This window comes from Methylobacterium sp. D48H (assembly GCF_053345715.1).
The window spans coordinates 746,281-758,887 of the sequence record NZ_JBKFAP010000001.1; the positions used below are offsets into that span (position 1 = coordinate 746,281).

Below are 12,607 nucleotides of genomic sequence, written 5' to 3' on the forward strand. Positions count from 1 at the left end.
CTGAGAGGTTTCGGCATGGGCGATCGCCCGGCCTACATCGCCGTCGACTGGGGCACGACGAACCGGAGGGCCTTCGCCGTCTCGGAAGCGGGCGTCATTCTCGACAGCCTGCACGACGAGCGTGGCGTCCTCGCCCTGACGCCCGACGCCTATCCGGCGGAGATCGCGGCCCTGCGCGCGCGACTGGGCGCTGACCTCATCATCGCCGTCGGCATGATCGGCTCCAACCGGGGCTGGCAGGCGGCGCCCTACGTGGCCGCGCCGGCCACCCTCACCGGCCTGGCCGAAGCCTGCCTCGAGCCCGCCCCCGGTGTCCGGATCGTCCCCGGCGTCGCCCTGCGGGGCGGTGGTCGCCCCGACGTGATGCGGGGCGAGGAGATCCAGGTCTTCGGGGCGATCGGAGCGGGCGCGGCGCCGGCGACCGCCCTGTTCTGCCAGCCCGGCACGCACAACAAGTGGATCGAGACCGTCGACGGGTCCATCACGGATTTCACCACCGTGATGACCGGAGAATTCTTCGCCCTCCTGCGGGCACACGGGATCCTGGCCGGGACGCTCGACGGCACGGTCGGGGATGGGGCCCCCTTCCGCGCGGGTGTCCGGCGCGGCCTCGCGTCCCGCAATCTCGCCGCCACCCTGTTCGAGGTCCGCTCCGGCCTCCTGCTCGACCGGCTCGCCCCGGAGGACGCGGCGGCCCATGCCAGCGGGATCCTGATCGGCGCCGATATCGGCACTCGGGACGACCTCCGGAGGCGCCCGGTCCATCTCCTCGGCGGCGGCCGCCTCGGGGCACTCTACGCCGCCGCCATCACCGATGCGGGCGGGGATCCGGTGATCGTGCCGGACGGTTCAACCACGGCCGGTATCCACGCCATCTGGAGTCTGCGGGCATGACCATCCTCGACCGGTTCGAGGCGGCCTTCGCGGCCTGCCCCCTCGTCGCCATCCTGCGGGGGCTCACGCCGGACGAGGCACCCGCCGTGGGGGAGGCGCTGGTCGGAGCCGGGTTCACCCTCGTCGAGGTGCCCCTCAACTCGCCGGACCCGCTCCGGAGCATCGCGACGCTCGCCGAGCGCCTCGCCGGGCGGGCGCTGGTCGGGGCCGGCACGGTCCTGACGCCGACTCAGGTCGGTGAGGTCGCCGCTGCTGGCGGAACCCTCGTGGTATCGCCAAACGGCGATCCGGCCGTCATCGGCGCCACCGTCGCGGCGGGCCTTGTCTCCCTTCCGGGCTATCAGACGCCCACGGAGGCTTTCGCGTGCCTGGCGGCGGGAGCAACCGCGCTGAAGCTGTTCCCGGCGGATGTCGCGACGCCCCTGGCGCTCCGGGCGCATCGCGCGGTCCTTCCGCCGGACACGCGGGTTCTGGCCGTCGGCGGAGTCTTGCCCGAGACCATCGCGGGCTGGCGGCAGGCGGGCGCCGATGGATTCGGCCTCGGGTCCAATCTTTACCGGCCCGGGAAGGCGGCGGCCGACGTTGCCCGCGACGCCGCGGCCTACGTGGCGGCGTTCGAGCGCTCCGCCTGAAGACACCGACGGCGGGCCGTCCGGTCGGGCCGAGCAGACACGGCAGAGCGTGTCGGCCGCGCCCCCTGACCTTCGCGCGATGCGCGCCTCTGCAGGCGGCCTGACCGCGCCTGTGCGACCGGTTCACAGCGCGATCGCCGCCGCGTCGTCGCGGTCGGCCACGTCACCGGCGAGGCCCGGCCGCGGGTCGCAGGCTGGCGGGGTGTCGCGCTATCGGCGGTTCGCGATCTCGCGGGCCGGCCGGTCGGATCGGTCGACCACCGTCCGGCACGCGCCGCTCAGCGACACCCGCTTCTCGCGGAGGCAGAGTGTGATCGCCCCCGCGTTCGGGATCTGGGCAGCGCACAGGCGCATCACGTCCGGCGTGCAGGCTGCCCGGTCCGCGCCGGTCTCCGCGAGCGCGGGCGCCGTGCCGACGAGAACCGCGAGGAGGGCGAAAGTGGCGGACTTCATCAAGGATGTCTCCTGAGCGGATCGAGGCAGCGAGCGGCCAAGCCTCGGCGTCCGGCGAGAACGCCGAGGCCGGAAAAGATATCCCGTCGTGCTTGTTTCAATCTGACGCAGGTTCGCGGCCGCGGAGTGAGGGGCCGCTGACGTCACGGACGTATCGCCGGTGCGATCGCACCGGTCGTCGCAGGCTCGACCAGAGCCGCGCCGGCGACCGGTTGTGATCTCTGGCGATCGAGCTTGTCCGCCGAGACGAGGGCGGCGGCGATCAGGGCCGACACCGCCAGCGTCGCCTTCACCACGTCCCAGACCCGCGTGAGCATGGTCGATCCCCAACGGCGTCATCGAGTGCGAGCAGCGGATCCGCCTCATCAATCCGCCTGCCCCGCATCCTCGACCGGAGCCCTTCCCAAAACCTTTCCCGTGAACCCGAGGACTGCATATCGACCGTCGCGTGATGCAATCCGGTCTCACCCCGAGAACTCGCGCAGATTTCCCGCGCAGCATCTCACGCGAGCGTCGATCCCGCGGCCGCCTCGGCGGCCAGCGCCTCGAAGACCAGGGCGTGACGGCGCGCCAGGGCCTCGACATCGTGTGTGTACCCGCCGCCGATCACCGTGGCGAGCGCGATCCCACGGGCGCGGGTCTGCGCCACGACGTAGCGATCGCGGGCGAGCAGTCCGTCATCGGTGAGGCAGAGACGGCCGAGACGGTCGTCCCGATGGGGATCGACGCCCGCGTTATAGAAGACGAGATCCGGCGCGAACGCGTCGAGGAGCGTCGGCAGGCGGGCGCGCAGGACCTCAAGATAACCAGCATCATCGAGACGGTCGGGCAGACCGATGTCGAGGTCGCCGGCGATCTTCTGGGCCGGGTAGTTGTTCTCGCAATGGATCGAGAGCGTGAACAAGTCGGGACTGAGGGCGAGGCAGTCCGCGGTCCCGTCGCCCTGATGCACGTCGAGGTCGACCACGAGGACGCGCCGGACCAGACCTTCGGCCTGGAGGGTGCGGGCCGCCACCGCGACATCGTTCAGCACGCAGAAACCGGCGCCCTGCCGGCGCCGCGCGTGGTGGCTGCCGCCGGCGGCGCTGCCCGCGAGGCCTTCCGCGAGGGCGAGGCGCCCGGCCAAGAGGGTGCCGCCCACCGAGGCGCGGGAGCGGCGGACAAGGGCGGCGTCGACCGGCAAGCCGATCGCCCGCTCAATGTCCCGGCCGACATCGCAGGCGAGCACCGCGTCCACGTAGGCCGGATCGTGGGCGCGTAGCAGTATCTCGGCACTGGCGGGCTCCGGCGTGACGAAGCCCAGGGGCGCCAGACCCTTGGCGACCAAGGTCTCGGCGAGCAGGCCGTACTTGCGCATCGGGAACCGGTGGCCTGACGGGAGCGGCGCCTCGTAGGCCGGATGGAAGGCAATCGGCGGGATCACGCGGGCCGGCCCAGATCGGCCAGGAGGCACCGGGCCAGTGCCTGACCGCTGTCGTAGGCCGCCTCGATCCGGGCGCCGAGGCACCAATCCCCGCCTGCCCCGAGACGCAGGTCCGGATCGTACAGGCAGGGTTGCTCCAGGGCGGTCTCGACCTGGGCGTAGCGCCAGCGATGCGCCTCCGCGTGGGACGGCCGGAGCGTGGCGCCGAGGACGTCCTCGGCCGCTCCGAGAAGCGCGGCGATGACCGCCTCGCGCGGGGCCTCGAGATGTCCGCGGGACCAGGCGGGCGTCGCGTGCACCGTGAGCCGCGAGCCCGCAGGCCTCCCGGGCTTCGCGGAATCGTGCGCGATCAGGCCGATCGGATCGGTCCGAGGCTGGACGAGGACATCCCGCGGTCGCGTCTCCGTCGCCACCATGAGCGACCAGCACGGCGCATAGGTGGCGCGCGGGACACCGGGCAACGCGACGCCCGAAGCCTCGAGCAGCGTCGTGACCTGAGGGGCCGGGACGGTGATCGCGACGGCGTCGAACGGGCCATGCACGGTGCCGGCCGCGTCCTCGAGGTGCCAGCGCGCTCCCTGCCGTCGAAGCCGCACGACGGTCGTCGCGCTCGATACCGGAAGGTCCGAGAGCAGGGCGCGGACGGGCTCCGTCATGCCCGGCACGCCGACATGGCGGTCGGAGCCGGCCCAGGGCGCAACGATGCCCAGCCGCGTCCACCGGCCGAGCTCGGCCGCGAAGGCGGGCCCGCGCGCGCGCATGAATTGCGCGCCGTGGTCGAACTGCATCTCACCGACCCGCCGGGTCGCCATGCGTCCCCCGACCCCGCGCCCCTTGTCGAAGATTCGGACGCGGAGGCCCGCCTCGGCCAGCCGGCGCGCGGCGGCCGCGCCTGCCATGCCGGCTCCGAGGACCGCGACAATTCCGTGCTCGTTCACGCCCTTGCCCCGTTCTGAACGACCGGCCCCGCCGCCGCGTGAGGGCGAAGATAGGGGCCGAGCCACGCGGCGTCAGAGCGACGGAATCGCGCTCGTCATGGACGGGACCGGTGTTCGCGGCGCGGATACGGTCAGGCTGTCAGGCGAAGTCCCGCGGCGATCGATGGCGCCGTGGTGCGGGTAGAGGGAATCGAACCCCCACGCCTTGCGGCTGGCGATTTTGAGTCGCCCGCGTCTACCAATTCCGCCATACCCGCGTGCCAGCGCTCTTCGCATAGGTCGGCGGCTCCGGCCAAGTGTTGTTTTGCGTCGGTCGGCGATCTGGCCAAGGCGGGGCGCCTATGCTCAAAGGGCGGCCGATCTCATAATCCGGGACCTTGAATGCTCCGCCGGCTCTACGCGTGGATCCTGGCCCTCAGTGAGCGGCCATCCGCGCCCTACGCGCTCGGTGCTGTGGCCTTCGCCGAAAGCTCCTTCTTTCCGGTTCCACCGGACGTGATGCTCGTCCCGATGGCGGTCGCCCGGCCGGACCGGGTCTGGTTCTACGCCACGATCACGACGGTCGCCTCGGTCCTCGGCGGTCTGGTCGGCTACGCCATCGGAGCCCTGCTGTTCGACTCCGTCGGTGAGTGGCTCATCCGCCTCTACGGCTTGCAGAACTCGGCCGCCACCTTCCAGGACTCCTACGCGCGCTACGGCCACTGGGTGATCCTGCTGAAGGGGCTCACGCCGATCCCCTACAAGCTCGTGACGATCACGTCGGGTTTCGCGCATTACAGCCTGTTCTGGTTCACGATCCTGTCGATCGTGACCCGCGGCGCCCGCTTCTTCATTCTCGCCGGACTGCTCGGCCGCTACGGTGTCCAGATTCGCGGCGTGCTCGACCGGCACCTGAACGCGGTCGCGGCGATCTCCGTCGCCGTCATCGTCCTCGGCTTCCTGCTCTTCAAGGTGATCCTGTAGCGATGAACACGGCGGCTGCCCTGCGCCTCAAGACCGCTGGCCTCTGGCTCGCGATCGCCTCCGCCCTCACCGTCGGGGCCGCGCTCGTCCTCCAGTACGGATACGGCTACGCGCCGTGCAAGCTCTGCCTGACCGAGCGGCTGCCCTACTACGCCGCCGTGCCGCTGGGTCTGCTGGCCCTGTTCCTGCCGGAGCGTTTGGCGCGGATCGCCCTCGGGCTCGCGGCCCTCGGCCTGCTCTACGGGGCCGGGATCGGGGTCTACCACGCCGGCGCGGAATGGGGCTTCTGGCCGGGACCCGCCGATTGCGGCGGCGGCACCGGCGCCAATCCGGGCCAGGTCGGCGACTTCCTCAACAGGCTGCAGACCACGAAGGTGGTCGACTGCTCGGTGGCCGCGCTCCGAGTGCTGGGCGTGTCGCTCGCCGGCTGGAGCGCCGCGATCTCGGCCGTACTGGCCTCCTTCGCGGGGACCGCCGCGCTGCGTCCCTGAAGCGCGCGGACCGGCGAGGCCGATCAGTTCCGGTCGTCGGGCAGGACCGGAATCGCCGCCACCTCGATGCCCTCGTCGATCAGGGCCCGCGCCTCCGCGGGGCTCGCTTCACCGTAGATCGAACGCCCCTCCGCCTCGCCGTAGTGGATCTTGCGCGCCTCCTCGGGGAAGCGCGCCCCGACATGCTCGGCATTCGCCACGACGTGCTCCCGGAGCGCGCGCAGCATCGCCCGCATCTGACGCTCAGGCTCGGCGATCATGGTCACCGGCGCCTCCGCCTTCGGGATCGGTGGCGCCGCGCGCTCCCGATCCGTGCGGGCGACGCTCGGCACCATCAGGGCCTTGCTGACCTTGGCGCTGTCGCAGATCGGGCACGTCACGAGGCCGCGCGTGACCTGCGTGTCGTAGGAATCGGAGGATTGGAACCAGCTCTCGAAGCCGTGCCCGGCATCGCAGACCAGACTGTACCGGATCATTCTGTTGCTTGCTGTGGTGACTACTGCGCGGCCCTGAACCGCGGACCGACGCGTTCGACGGCGAAGGGCCGGCCGTGCTGCAGCGAGGGGATGCGGGCCCGGGCCTCCGCGACCTGCGCGAGGTCGATCTCCGCCAGGATGATCCCCGGCTCGTCCCCGCCGGCATCGGCCAGAACCCGGCCCCAGGGATCGACGATCAGCGAGTGGCCGTAAGTCTCGCGCCCGTCCTCGTGCCGACCGCCCTGCGCAGCCGAGATCACGAAGGCGCCGGTCTCGATGGCCCGAGCTCGCTGCAGGACGTGCCAGTGGGCCTCGCCGGTCTGCCGGGTGAAGCAGGCGGGGGCCGTCAGCACGTCGGCGCCCGCCTCGGCGAGGGCGCGGTACAGCGCGGGGAAGCGGATGTCGTAGCAGATCGTCAGGCCGAGCGTGGCCCAGGGCGTCTCGGCGAGCACCGCGCAGGCGCCACCGGAATAGGTCGCAGATTCCCGCCAGCGCTCGCCGCTCGGCAGGTCGACGTCGAAGAGATGCAGCTTGTCGTAGGAGGCCAGGATCTCCCCGTCGGCGCCGATCAGGTAGGCGCGGTTGGCGATCTTGTCGCCGGCCCTGACCGCGATCGAGCCGATCTGGACGACCGTTCCGGTCTGACGCGCGGCCTCGCGGAGCGCCGCCAGGGTCGGGTCCTGCTCCTCGGTGGTGACGTGGGCGAACAGACGCTCGCGGCTCCGCTCCACCAGGGACGTCATCTCGGGAGTCTGCACGTAGGCCGCGCCCCGCGCCGACGCCTCGCGCACGCCCGCCACGGCCGCGTCGCGATTGGCGGCAGGGTCGCGCCCCGACCGCATCTGCACGCAGGCAGCCGTGAAGCGGGGCTCAGGCATCGGCCGTGTCCTTGAGCAGCGGGTCGAGCTTGCCGGCGCGATCCAGGGCGTACAGGTCGTCGCAGCCGCCGACATGCGTGGCGCCGACGAAGATCTGGGGAACGCTGGTGCGGCCGCCCGCACGCTCGACCATGGTGGACCGGGCGCCCTGCACGCGCTCGACGTCGATCTCCTGGAAGGCGGCGCCCTTCTCCTTCAGCAGGCTCTTGGCCGCCGAGCAGTAAGGACACCAGGCCGTGGTGTAGATTGTGACCGGCTGCATCGCGATCGTCGTCCCGCGCGTGAACTCGGGACATATAGGAGCGCGGGGCGCGCCTTGCCTATGCCCGTGTGGTCACAGGGCAACGCGCGCGCGCCGTCGACGAAGCATCGACAGGATCAGGCGGCCAGGAGCTTCTCGACCTCGTTGACGAGGTCGCGGAGGTGGAAGGGCTTCGACAGGACCTTGGCGTCCTTCGGGGCCTTCGAATCCGGGTTGAGGGCGACCGCCGCGAAGCCGGTGATGAACATCACCTTGATGTCGGGATCGAGCTCGGTGGCGCGGCGGGCCAGCTCGATGCCGTCCATCTCGGGCATCACGATGTCGGTCAGCAGCAGCTCGAACGGCTCCTCGCGCAGCCGGTTATAGGCGGAGAGGCCGTTGTCGAAGGACAGGACATCGTAGCCCGCGTTCTGCAGCGCCTTGGCCAGAAACCGGCGCATGTCGTTGTCGTCTTCCGCCAGCAGGATTTTCATCGGCCGGATCCGAGCCTTCGAGTCGAGAAGTTGATCCCATAAAGGGAGGCGATGGTAAACAAGGTGTTAGGATGGAGCGCGCAGCCGCCGCCGCGTGTCTCCCGGGCGACTGCGTCGGCCGCCGGTGCGGAGTGGACAGGCGATCGATCGCACACCACAGTGAGCGCCTGCCGTCCTCGTTCAACCGCCGGGGTGTCCACCAGCCGATGACTGCAACCGAACCGGTACAGCCAGACGCCTTCGGATTTGCCCCGGCCTTCGCGGTCGACGAGCCCGCGGCGCACACCCTGCCTTTCGTCTTCAATACCGGTCATTCCGGGGCCGTCTACCCCCCCGACTTCATCGCGGCCTCGCGGCTCGACGCGCTGACCCTGCGCCGCTCCGAGGATGCCCACGTCGACCGCCTGTTCGGATCGGTCGTCGGACTGGGCGCGCCGCTCCTGCGGGCCAACTTCCCCCGCGCCTTCCTCGACGTGAACCGGGAGCCCTACGAGCTCGACCCGCGCATGTTCGAGGGGCGCCTGCCGCCCTTCGCCAACACCCGGTCGATGCGCGTCGCGGGCGGTCTCGGGACCGTGCCCCGGGTCGTCGCCGACGGCCAGGAGATCTACGCCCGGCGCCTGCCGGTCGCCGAGGCGACCGCCCGGATCGAGAGCCTGTACAAGCCGTATCATCGCGCGCTGCGCGGACTGGTCCAGCGCACGGCGCGCACCCACGGCCACTGCATGCTCGTCGATTGCCACTCGATGCCGTCCTCGAGCCTCGGCCGCGATCCGGACATGAAAGCCGATGTGGTGCTGGGCGACCGCTACGGCACGGCGTGCGCACCCATCCTGATCGACGGATTCGAGGCCGCGTTCCGGGCCCGGGGTTTCCGCGTGGTCCGCAACAAGCCCTACGCCGGCGGCTTCATCACGGAGCATTACGGCGAGCCGAACCTCGACCGCCACGCGCTCCAGATCGAGCTGAATCGGGGGCTCTACATGAACGAGGCCAGCCTCGCGATGACGGCGGGCTTCCCTGCACTGGTCGAGGCGCTGCGCAGCGTCGTCGCCGATGTCGCCAAGGACCTCGACGATCTCGTCCCCCGCCGGATGGCCGCGGAATAGGGGCGCTGCCCCGACCGTTCACGAAGAAGAGCGGCGGTATGCCGGAAAGAAAAAAGGCCACTCCCGAAGGAGCGGCCCGAAGTCTAGGGAGGAAACGCCCAAGAAGGGCAGCGAGACCGCGACGCCATCGCGATCTCGCAACGCACAAACTAAAGTGCGCCGCACAAGAAGCAAGCGCAATTCGCCCGCCGCGGCCGCTCTGCGCGCATACCTGAAGCGCGTTCGCTGGCCACCGCGCGCGTCGCCGCGTGCAGGCGTAGCTCGGACGAGAGCGAGAACCGATGCGGTCGAACGTGTCGCCTAGCGGGGCGCGGTGATCGGATCCGCGCCCGCAGCGCCGGTCATCCCTGGCTCTTGAGCAGCTTCTCGATCTCGGCCCGCAGGGGTCCTGCGAGATCGTTCCGCTCCAGGGCGTAGGCGAGATTCGCCGTGAGGAAGCCGAGCTTCGAGCCGGTATCGTAGGTCCGGCCCTCGTAGCGCATGCCGTAGAACGCCTGCTTCTCCATCAGGTCGATCATGGCGTCCGTGAGCTGGATCTCGCCGCCCGCGCCCTTCTTGCCGTGCTCGAGGATCCCGAAGATCTCGGGCTGGAGGATGTAGCGCCCGGAGATGATGAAGTTCGACGGCGCCGTGCCCTGCTTAGGCTTCTCGACCATCCCGGTGATCTGGAAGGACTGGCCGTAGGTCTCGCCCACGCTGACGATGCCGTACTGGTGCGTCTCCTCGGGCGCCACCTCCTCGACGGCGATGATGTTGCCGCCGTGGCGATCGTAGGCGGCCAGCATCTGCTGCATACAGCCGCGGCTCAGCATGTCGGGGAGCAGCACCGCGAACGGCTCGTCGCCGACGATCTCGCGGGCGCACCACACCGCGTGGCCGAGGCCGAGCGGCGCCTGCTGGCGGGTGAAGCTGGTCTGGCCGGCCCTCGGCAGGTCCTTCTTCAGCTCCTCGTAGGCGGCCGTCTTCCCGCGCTCCTGAAGGGTGTGGTCGAGCTCGAACGCGATGTCGAAATGGTCCTCGATCACCGCCTTGCCGCGGCCGGTGACGAAGATGAAGTGCTCGATCCCGGCCGCGCGCGCCTCGTCGACGACGTGCTGCACCACCGGCCGGTCGACGACCGTGAGCATCTCCTTCGGGACCGCCTTCGTGGCGGGCAGGAAGCGCGTGCCGAGGCCCGCGACGGGGAGGACGGCCTTGCGGATCGGTTTCATCGAGCGGTAACCCCGGAACTGGATGGAACGACGTGGTCAGCTGTGCGGTCAGTGAGATAGCTTAACGCGAGCCGTCGCAAGCATGTACATCGTTAGTATGAGGCGGCGGGGCGTAAATTTCCCGTCTGCAAAGGCGTAAGCAGTTGCCGGGATGGCGGCAGTGAGGGCGAGATGGCGGTTCTGGTGACGGGGGGTGCCGGCTACATCGGCAGCCACATGGTGCTGGCGCTCCTCGACGCCGGCCATGAGGAGGTCGTCGTCCTCGACGATCTCTCCACCGGCTTCGACTGGGCGGTCCCAGAGGGTGTGAAGCTCGTCGTTGGCGACGTGGCCGACCAGGCCCTCGTGACGCAGACCATCCTGCAGCACCGCATCGATGCCCTGGCCCACTTCGCCGCCAAGATCGTCGTGCCCGAATCCGTAGCCGACCCCCTGGGCTACTACCTCGCCAACACGGTGAAGACCCGCGCGCTGATCGAGGCGTCGGTGCGTGCCGGCGTCAAGAATGTCATCTTCTCCTCGACCGCGGCCGTCTACGGTGAGCCCGAGGCCTCGCCGGTTCCCGAGGACCTGCCGCTGAAGCCGATCAATCCCTACGGCCGCTCAAAGCTGATGAGCGAGTGGATGATCGCCGACGCCGCCGCGGCGCACGGCTTCTCCTACGTGGTCCTGCGCTACTTCAACGTCGCCGGCGCGGATCCGGAGGGACGGTCCGGCCAGTCGACGCCCAACGCCACGCACCTGATCAAGGTGGCCACGCAGGCGGTGCTCGGCCAGCGCGCCCGGCTCGACGTTTTCGGGACCGACTACCCGACCCCGGACGGGTCGTGCCTGCGCGACTACATCCAGGTCTCGGACCTCGCGGAGGCGCATCGCCTCGCCCTCGACCATCTGCGCTCCGGTGGCGAGAGCCTGACGCTGAACTGCGGCTACGGGCGCGGCTACTCGGTCCTCGAGGTCGTCGAGGTCGTGAAGCGGATCTCGGGCCGCGACTTCGAGGTGCGGCTGTGCCCGCGCCGGGCCGGCGATCCGGCCCAAATCGTCGCCGAGGCGGCGCGCATCCGCGATCGCCTGGGCTGGCAGCCCCGGCACGACGACCTCGACGCCATCGTCGGCCAAGCCCTCGCCTGGGAAGAACGCTTGGAGAAGCGCAATCGGATCTGACCGGATGCATTCCCGTCGATGGATCCTGGCCGCGGCGGCGTGCCTCGCGACCGGCCCGGCCCGCGCCGAGGACGCCTTCCGGGCGTTCGTCGAGGCCCTGCGTTTGGACGCGGCGGCGCGGGGCGTCTCCGCCGCGACCTTCGACGCGGCGTTCCGCGGGATCACAGGACCTGATCCCGGAATCCTGGCGCGAACCCGCCGCCAGAGCGAGTTCAGTCGGCCTGTCTGGGAGTACCTCGTCGGCGCGGTCTCGGCCGGCCGCATCGCGCGCGGCCGCGACCGCGCCGCTACCCTCGCGTCGACCCTGACGGCGATCGAGGCCCGCTACGGCGTTCCGGGTCCGGTGGTGATGGCGTTCTGGGGCGTCGAGTCGGATTTCGGAGCGAGTGCGGGCAGCGTCCCGACCGTCCGGGCGCTGGCGACGCTCGCCGAGGCGCGGCACCGCGGCAGCCTGTTCCGCGACGAGCTCCTCGCCGCCCTCACGATCCTGCAGCGCGGCGACATCGCGCCCGACCGGATGAGCGGCAGCTGGGCTGGCGCGATGGGTCAGGTGCAATTCCTGCCCTCCACCTACCTGGCCCACGCGGTCGACTTCGACGGCGACGGCCGGCGCGACATCTGGACCAGCGCGGCGGATTCGCTGGCCTCGATCGCCGCCTATCTCAAGGATCTCGGCTGGAATCCGACCTTCTCCTGGGGCTACGAGGTGCGCCTGCCAAAGGAGTTCGACCTGAGCCGCTACGCGGGCGATCTCGCGAGCTTCGCCGAGCGCGGCGTTCGCCGCACCGACGGGCAGCCGCTGCCGGGGGCCGGGCGCGCCAGCCTGTTCCTGCCCGGAGGCCTCGGCGCGCCGGTCTTCCTGATCACCGACAATTTCGAGGTGGTCCGGGGCTACAACACCTCGGATTCCTACGCGCTGGCAGTGGGTCACCTTGCCGACCGCCTCGCCGGCGGTCCGCCGCTGGCCGCGCCGTGGCCCGCCGGAGCCCGCCTCGACGGGCCGGGCCTCCGCGCCCTGCAGACCGGCCTCGCGGCTTCCGGCTACTACGACGGGCCGACGGATGGACGCGCGGGCCCGAAGCTGCGCGAGGCGGTGCGGCGCTATCAGATCAGCGTCGGATTGCCGGCCGACGGGTACGCGACGCCGGCCCTGCTCGCCCGCGTGGCCGGGAAGGCAGCGCCGCGACGCTGAGCCCGGCGAGAGGTTTAGACCCGCGCGCGGCTTCCACCTATAGTGGCC

Annotated in this window: 16 protein-coding genes and 1 tRNA gene; 7 read left to right on the plus strand and 10 right to left on the minus strand. The window is 70.7% G+C overall.

The annotated features are described in order from the left end of the window. The first annotated feature begins 15 nt into the window (after window positions 1–15). Entirely contained in the window at window positions 16–894 is an 879-nt protein-coding gene (locus ACLBX8_RS03695; RefSeq protein ID WP_447714624.1) for a 2-dehydro-3-deoxygalactonokinase, read from the plus strand. Continuing rightward, window positions 891–1,526 (plus strand): 2-dehydro-3-deoxy-6-phosphogalactonate aldolase, encoded by a 636-nt coding sequence (locus ACLBX8_RS03700; RefSeq protein ID WP_447697952.1) that lies wholly within the window; start codon window positions 891–893, stop codon window positions 1,524–1,526. The genes ACLBX8_RS03695 and ACLBX8_RS03700 overlap by 4 nt, the downstream gene beginning before the upstream one ends. Before the next feature lie 210 nt (window positions 1,527–1,736). Here the strand turns inward: ACLBX8_RS03700 and ACLBX8_RS03705 are convergent, their stop codons facing one another. The 5 genes from ACLBX8_RS03705 to ACLBX8_RS03725 form a co-directional block, all read right to left on the minus strand. Beyond that, a complete protein-coding gene (locus ACLBX8_RS03705) occupies window positions 1,737–1,979 on the minus strand; it encodes a hypothetical protein (protein ID WP_020091430.1) in 243 nt (80 codons plus the stop codon). 143 nt (window positions 1,980–2,122) lie between these two features. Next, window positions 2,123–2,296 carry a hypothetical protein gene (locus tag ACLBX8_RS03710; RefSeq protein WP_447697953.1) on the minus strand — a complete coding sequence of 58 codons (174 nt, stop codon included), beginning with the start codon at window positions 2,294–2,296 and terminating at the stop codon, window positions 2,123–2,125. 185 nt (window positions 2,297–2,481) lie between these two features. Beyond that, window positions 2,482–3,402: a histone deacetylase family protein gene (locus tag ACLBX8_RS03715; protein ID WP_447697954.1), complete on the minus strand. Its 921-nt coding sequence runs from the start codon at window positions 3,400–3,402 to the stop codon at window positions 2,482–2,484. Then, the gene (locus ACLBX8_RS03720) at window positions 3,399–4,340 is read right to left on the minus strand and encodes an NAD(P)/FAD-dependent oxidoreductase (RefSeq protein WP_447697955.1); all 942 of its coding nucleotides are present in this window, start codon (window positions 4,338–4,340) and stop codon (window positions 3,399–3,401) included. Before ACLBX8_RS03720 ends, ACLBX8_RS03715 begins: the two co-directional genes overlap by 4 nt. Before the next feature lie 172 nt (window positions 4,341–4,512). Beyond that, window positions 4,513–4,597 (minus strand) — tRNA-Leu (locus ACLBX8_RS03725). Between the two features lie 124 nt (window positions 4,598–4,721). Between ACLBX8_RS03725 and ACLBX8_RS03730 the strand changes: the two genes are divergently transcribed. After that, window positions 4,722–5,303, plus strand: coding sequence for a YqaA family protein (locus ACLBX8_RS03730; protein ID WP_447714625.1), 582 nt, complete (start codon window positions 4,722–4,724; stop codon window positions 5,301–5,303). 2 nt (window positions 5,304–5,305) lie between these two features. Then, window positions 5,306–5,794 carry a disulfide bond formation protein B gene (locus ACLBX8_RS03735; RefSeq protein ID WP_447697956.1) on the plus strand — a complete coding sequence of 163 codons (489 nt, stop codon included), beginning with the start codon at window positions 5,306–5,308 and terminating at the stop codon, window positions 5,792–5,794. A 23-nt stretch (window positions 5,795–5,817) separates the two neighbouring features. Here the strand turns inward: ACLBX8_RS03735 and ACLBX8_RS03740 are convergent, their stop codons facing one another. The 4 genes from ACLBX8_RS03740 to cpdR form a co-directional block, all read right to left on the minus strand. Next, complete coding sequence (locus tag ACLBX8_RS03740) at window positions 5,818–6,270, minus strand: DUF1178 family protein (RefSeq protein ID WP_447697957.1); 453 nt, start codon at window positions 6,268–6,270, stop codon at window positions 5,818–5,820. 20 nt (window positions 6,271–6,290) lie between these two features. After that, window positions 6,291–7,148, minus strand: coding sequence for a carbon-nitrogen hydrolase family protein (locus tag ACLBX8_RS03745; RefSeq protein WP_447697958.1), 858 nt, complete (start codon window positions 7,146–7,148; stop codon window positions 6,291–6,293). After that, the gene (grxC, locus tag ACLBX8_RS03750; protein WP_056522015.1) at window positions 7,141–7,410 is read right to left on the minus strand and encodes a glutaredoxin 3; all 270 of its coding nucleotides are present in this window, start codon (window positions 7,408–7,410) and stop codon (window positions 7,141–7,143) included. Before grxC ends, ACLBX8_RS03745 begins: the two co-directional genes overlap by 8 nt. A 116-nt stretch (window positions 7,411–7,526) precedes the next feature. Continuing rightward, window positions 7,527–7,883, minus strand: coding sequence for a cell cycle two-component system response regulator CpdR (gene cpdR, locus ACLBX8_RS03755; protein ID WP_003603128.1), 357 nt, complete (start codon window positions 7,881–7,883; stop codon window positions 7,527–7,529). A gap of 206 nt (window positions 7,884–8,089) precedes the next feature. Between cpdR and ACLBX8_RS03760 the strand changes: the two genes are divergently transcribed. Continuing rightward, a complete protein-coding gene (locus ACLBX8_RS03760; protein WP_447697959.1) occupies window positions 8,090–8,992 on the plus strand; it encodes an N-formylglutamate amidohydrolase in 903 nt (300 codons plus the stop codon). A 341-nt stretch (window positions 8,993–9,333) separates the two neighbouring features. On the opposite strand, the gene galU is transcribed toward ACLBX8_RS03760, so the two are convergent. Beyond that, the gene (gene galU, locus ACLBX8_RS03765; protein ID WP_447697960.1) at window positions 9,334–10,203 is read right to left on the minus strand and encodes a UTP--glucose-1-phosphate uridylyltransferase GalU; all 870 of its coding nucleotides are present in this window, start codon (window positions 10,201–10,203) and stop codon (window positions 9,334–9,336) included. A gap of 171 nt (window positions 10,204–10,374) precedes the next feature. On the opposite strand from galU, the gene galE reads away from it, so the two are divergent. Both galE and ACLBX8_RS03775 read left to right on the plus strand, forming a co-directional pair. Further along, the gene (gene galE / locus ACLBX8_RS03770) at window positions 10,375–11,367 is read left to right on the plus strand and encodes a UDP-glucose 4-epimerase GalE (RefSeq protein WP_447697961.1); all 993 of its coding nucleotides are present in this window, start codon (window positions 10,375–10,377) and stop codon (window positions 11,365–11,367) included. A 4-nt stretch (window positions 11,368–11,371) separates the two neighbouring features. Continuing rightward, complete coding sequence (locus tag ACLBX8_RS03775; RefSeq protein WP_447714626.1) at window positions 11,372–12,559, plus strand: lytic murein transglycosylase; 1,188 nt, start codon at window positions 11,372–11,374, stop codon at window positions 12,557–12,559. Window positions 12,560–12,607 lie beyond the last annotated feature (48 nt).

Excerpts from the sequence above, each read along its gene's own strand:
- ACLBX8_RS03695 (WP_447714624.1), top strand. The coding sequence starts at position 16 with ATGGGCGATCGCCCGGCCTACATCGCCGTCGACTGGGGCACGACGAAC.
- ACLBX8_RS03700 (WP_447697952.1), top strand. The coding sequence starts at position 891 with ATGACCATCCTCGACCGGTTCGAGGCGGCCTTCGCGGCCTGCCCCCTC.
- ACLBX8_RS03730 (WP_447714625.1), top strand. The coding sequence starts at position 4,722 with ATGCTCCGCCGGCTCTACGCGTGGATCCTGGCCCTCAGTGAGCGGCCA.
- ACLBX8_RS03760 (WP_447697959.1), top strand. The coding sequence starts at position 8,090 with ATGACTGCAACCGAACCGGTACAGCCAGACGCCTTCGGATTTGCCCCG.
- ACLBX8_RS03735 (WP_447697956.1), top strand. The coding sequence starts at position 5,306 with ATGAACACGGCGGCTGCCCTGCGCCTCAAGACCGCTGGCCTCTGGCTC.
- galU (WP_447697960.1), bottom strand. The coding sequence starts at position 10,203 with ATGAAACCGATCCGCAAGGCCGTCCTCCCCGTCGCGGGCCTCGGCACG.
- ACLBX8_RS03775 (WP_447714626.1), top strand. The coding sequence starts at position 11,372 with ATGCATTCCCGTCGATGGATCCTGGCCGCGGCGGCGTGCCTCGCGACC.
- ACLBX8_RS03745 (WP_447697958.1), bottom strand. The coding sequence starts at position 7,148 with ATGCCTGAGCCCCGCTTCACGGCTGCCTGCGTGCAGATGCGGTCGGGG.
- ACLBX8_RS03740 (WP_447697957.1), bottom strand. The coding sequence starts at position 6,270 with ATGATCCGGTACAGTCTGGTCTGCGATGCCGGGCACGGCTTCGAGAGC.
- cpdR (WP_003603128.1), bottom strand. The coding sequence starts at position 7,883 with ATGAAAATCCTGCTGGCGGAAGACGACAACGACATGCGCCGGTTTCTG.
- galE (WP_447697961.1), top strand. The coding sequence starts at position 10,375 with ATGGCGGTTCTGGTGACGGGGGGTGCCGGCTACATCGGCAGCCACATG.
- ACLBX8_RS03705 (WP_020091430.1), bottom strand. The coding sequence starts at position 1,979 with ATGAAGTCCGCCACTTTCGCCCTCCTCGCGGTTCTCGTCGGCACGGCG.
- ACLBX8_RS03710 (WP_447697953.1), bottom strand. The coding sequence starts at position 2,296 with ATGCTCACGCGGGTCTGGGACGTGGTGAAGGCGACGCTGGCGGTGTCG.
- grxC (WP_056522015.1), bottom strand. The coding sequence starts at position 7,410 with ATGCAGCCGGTCACAATCTACACCACGGCCTGGTGTCCTTACTGCTCG.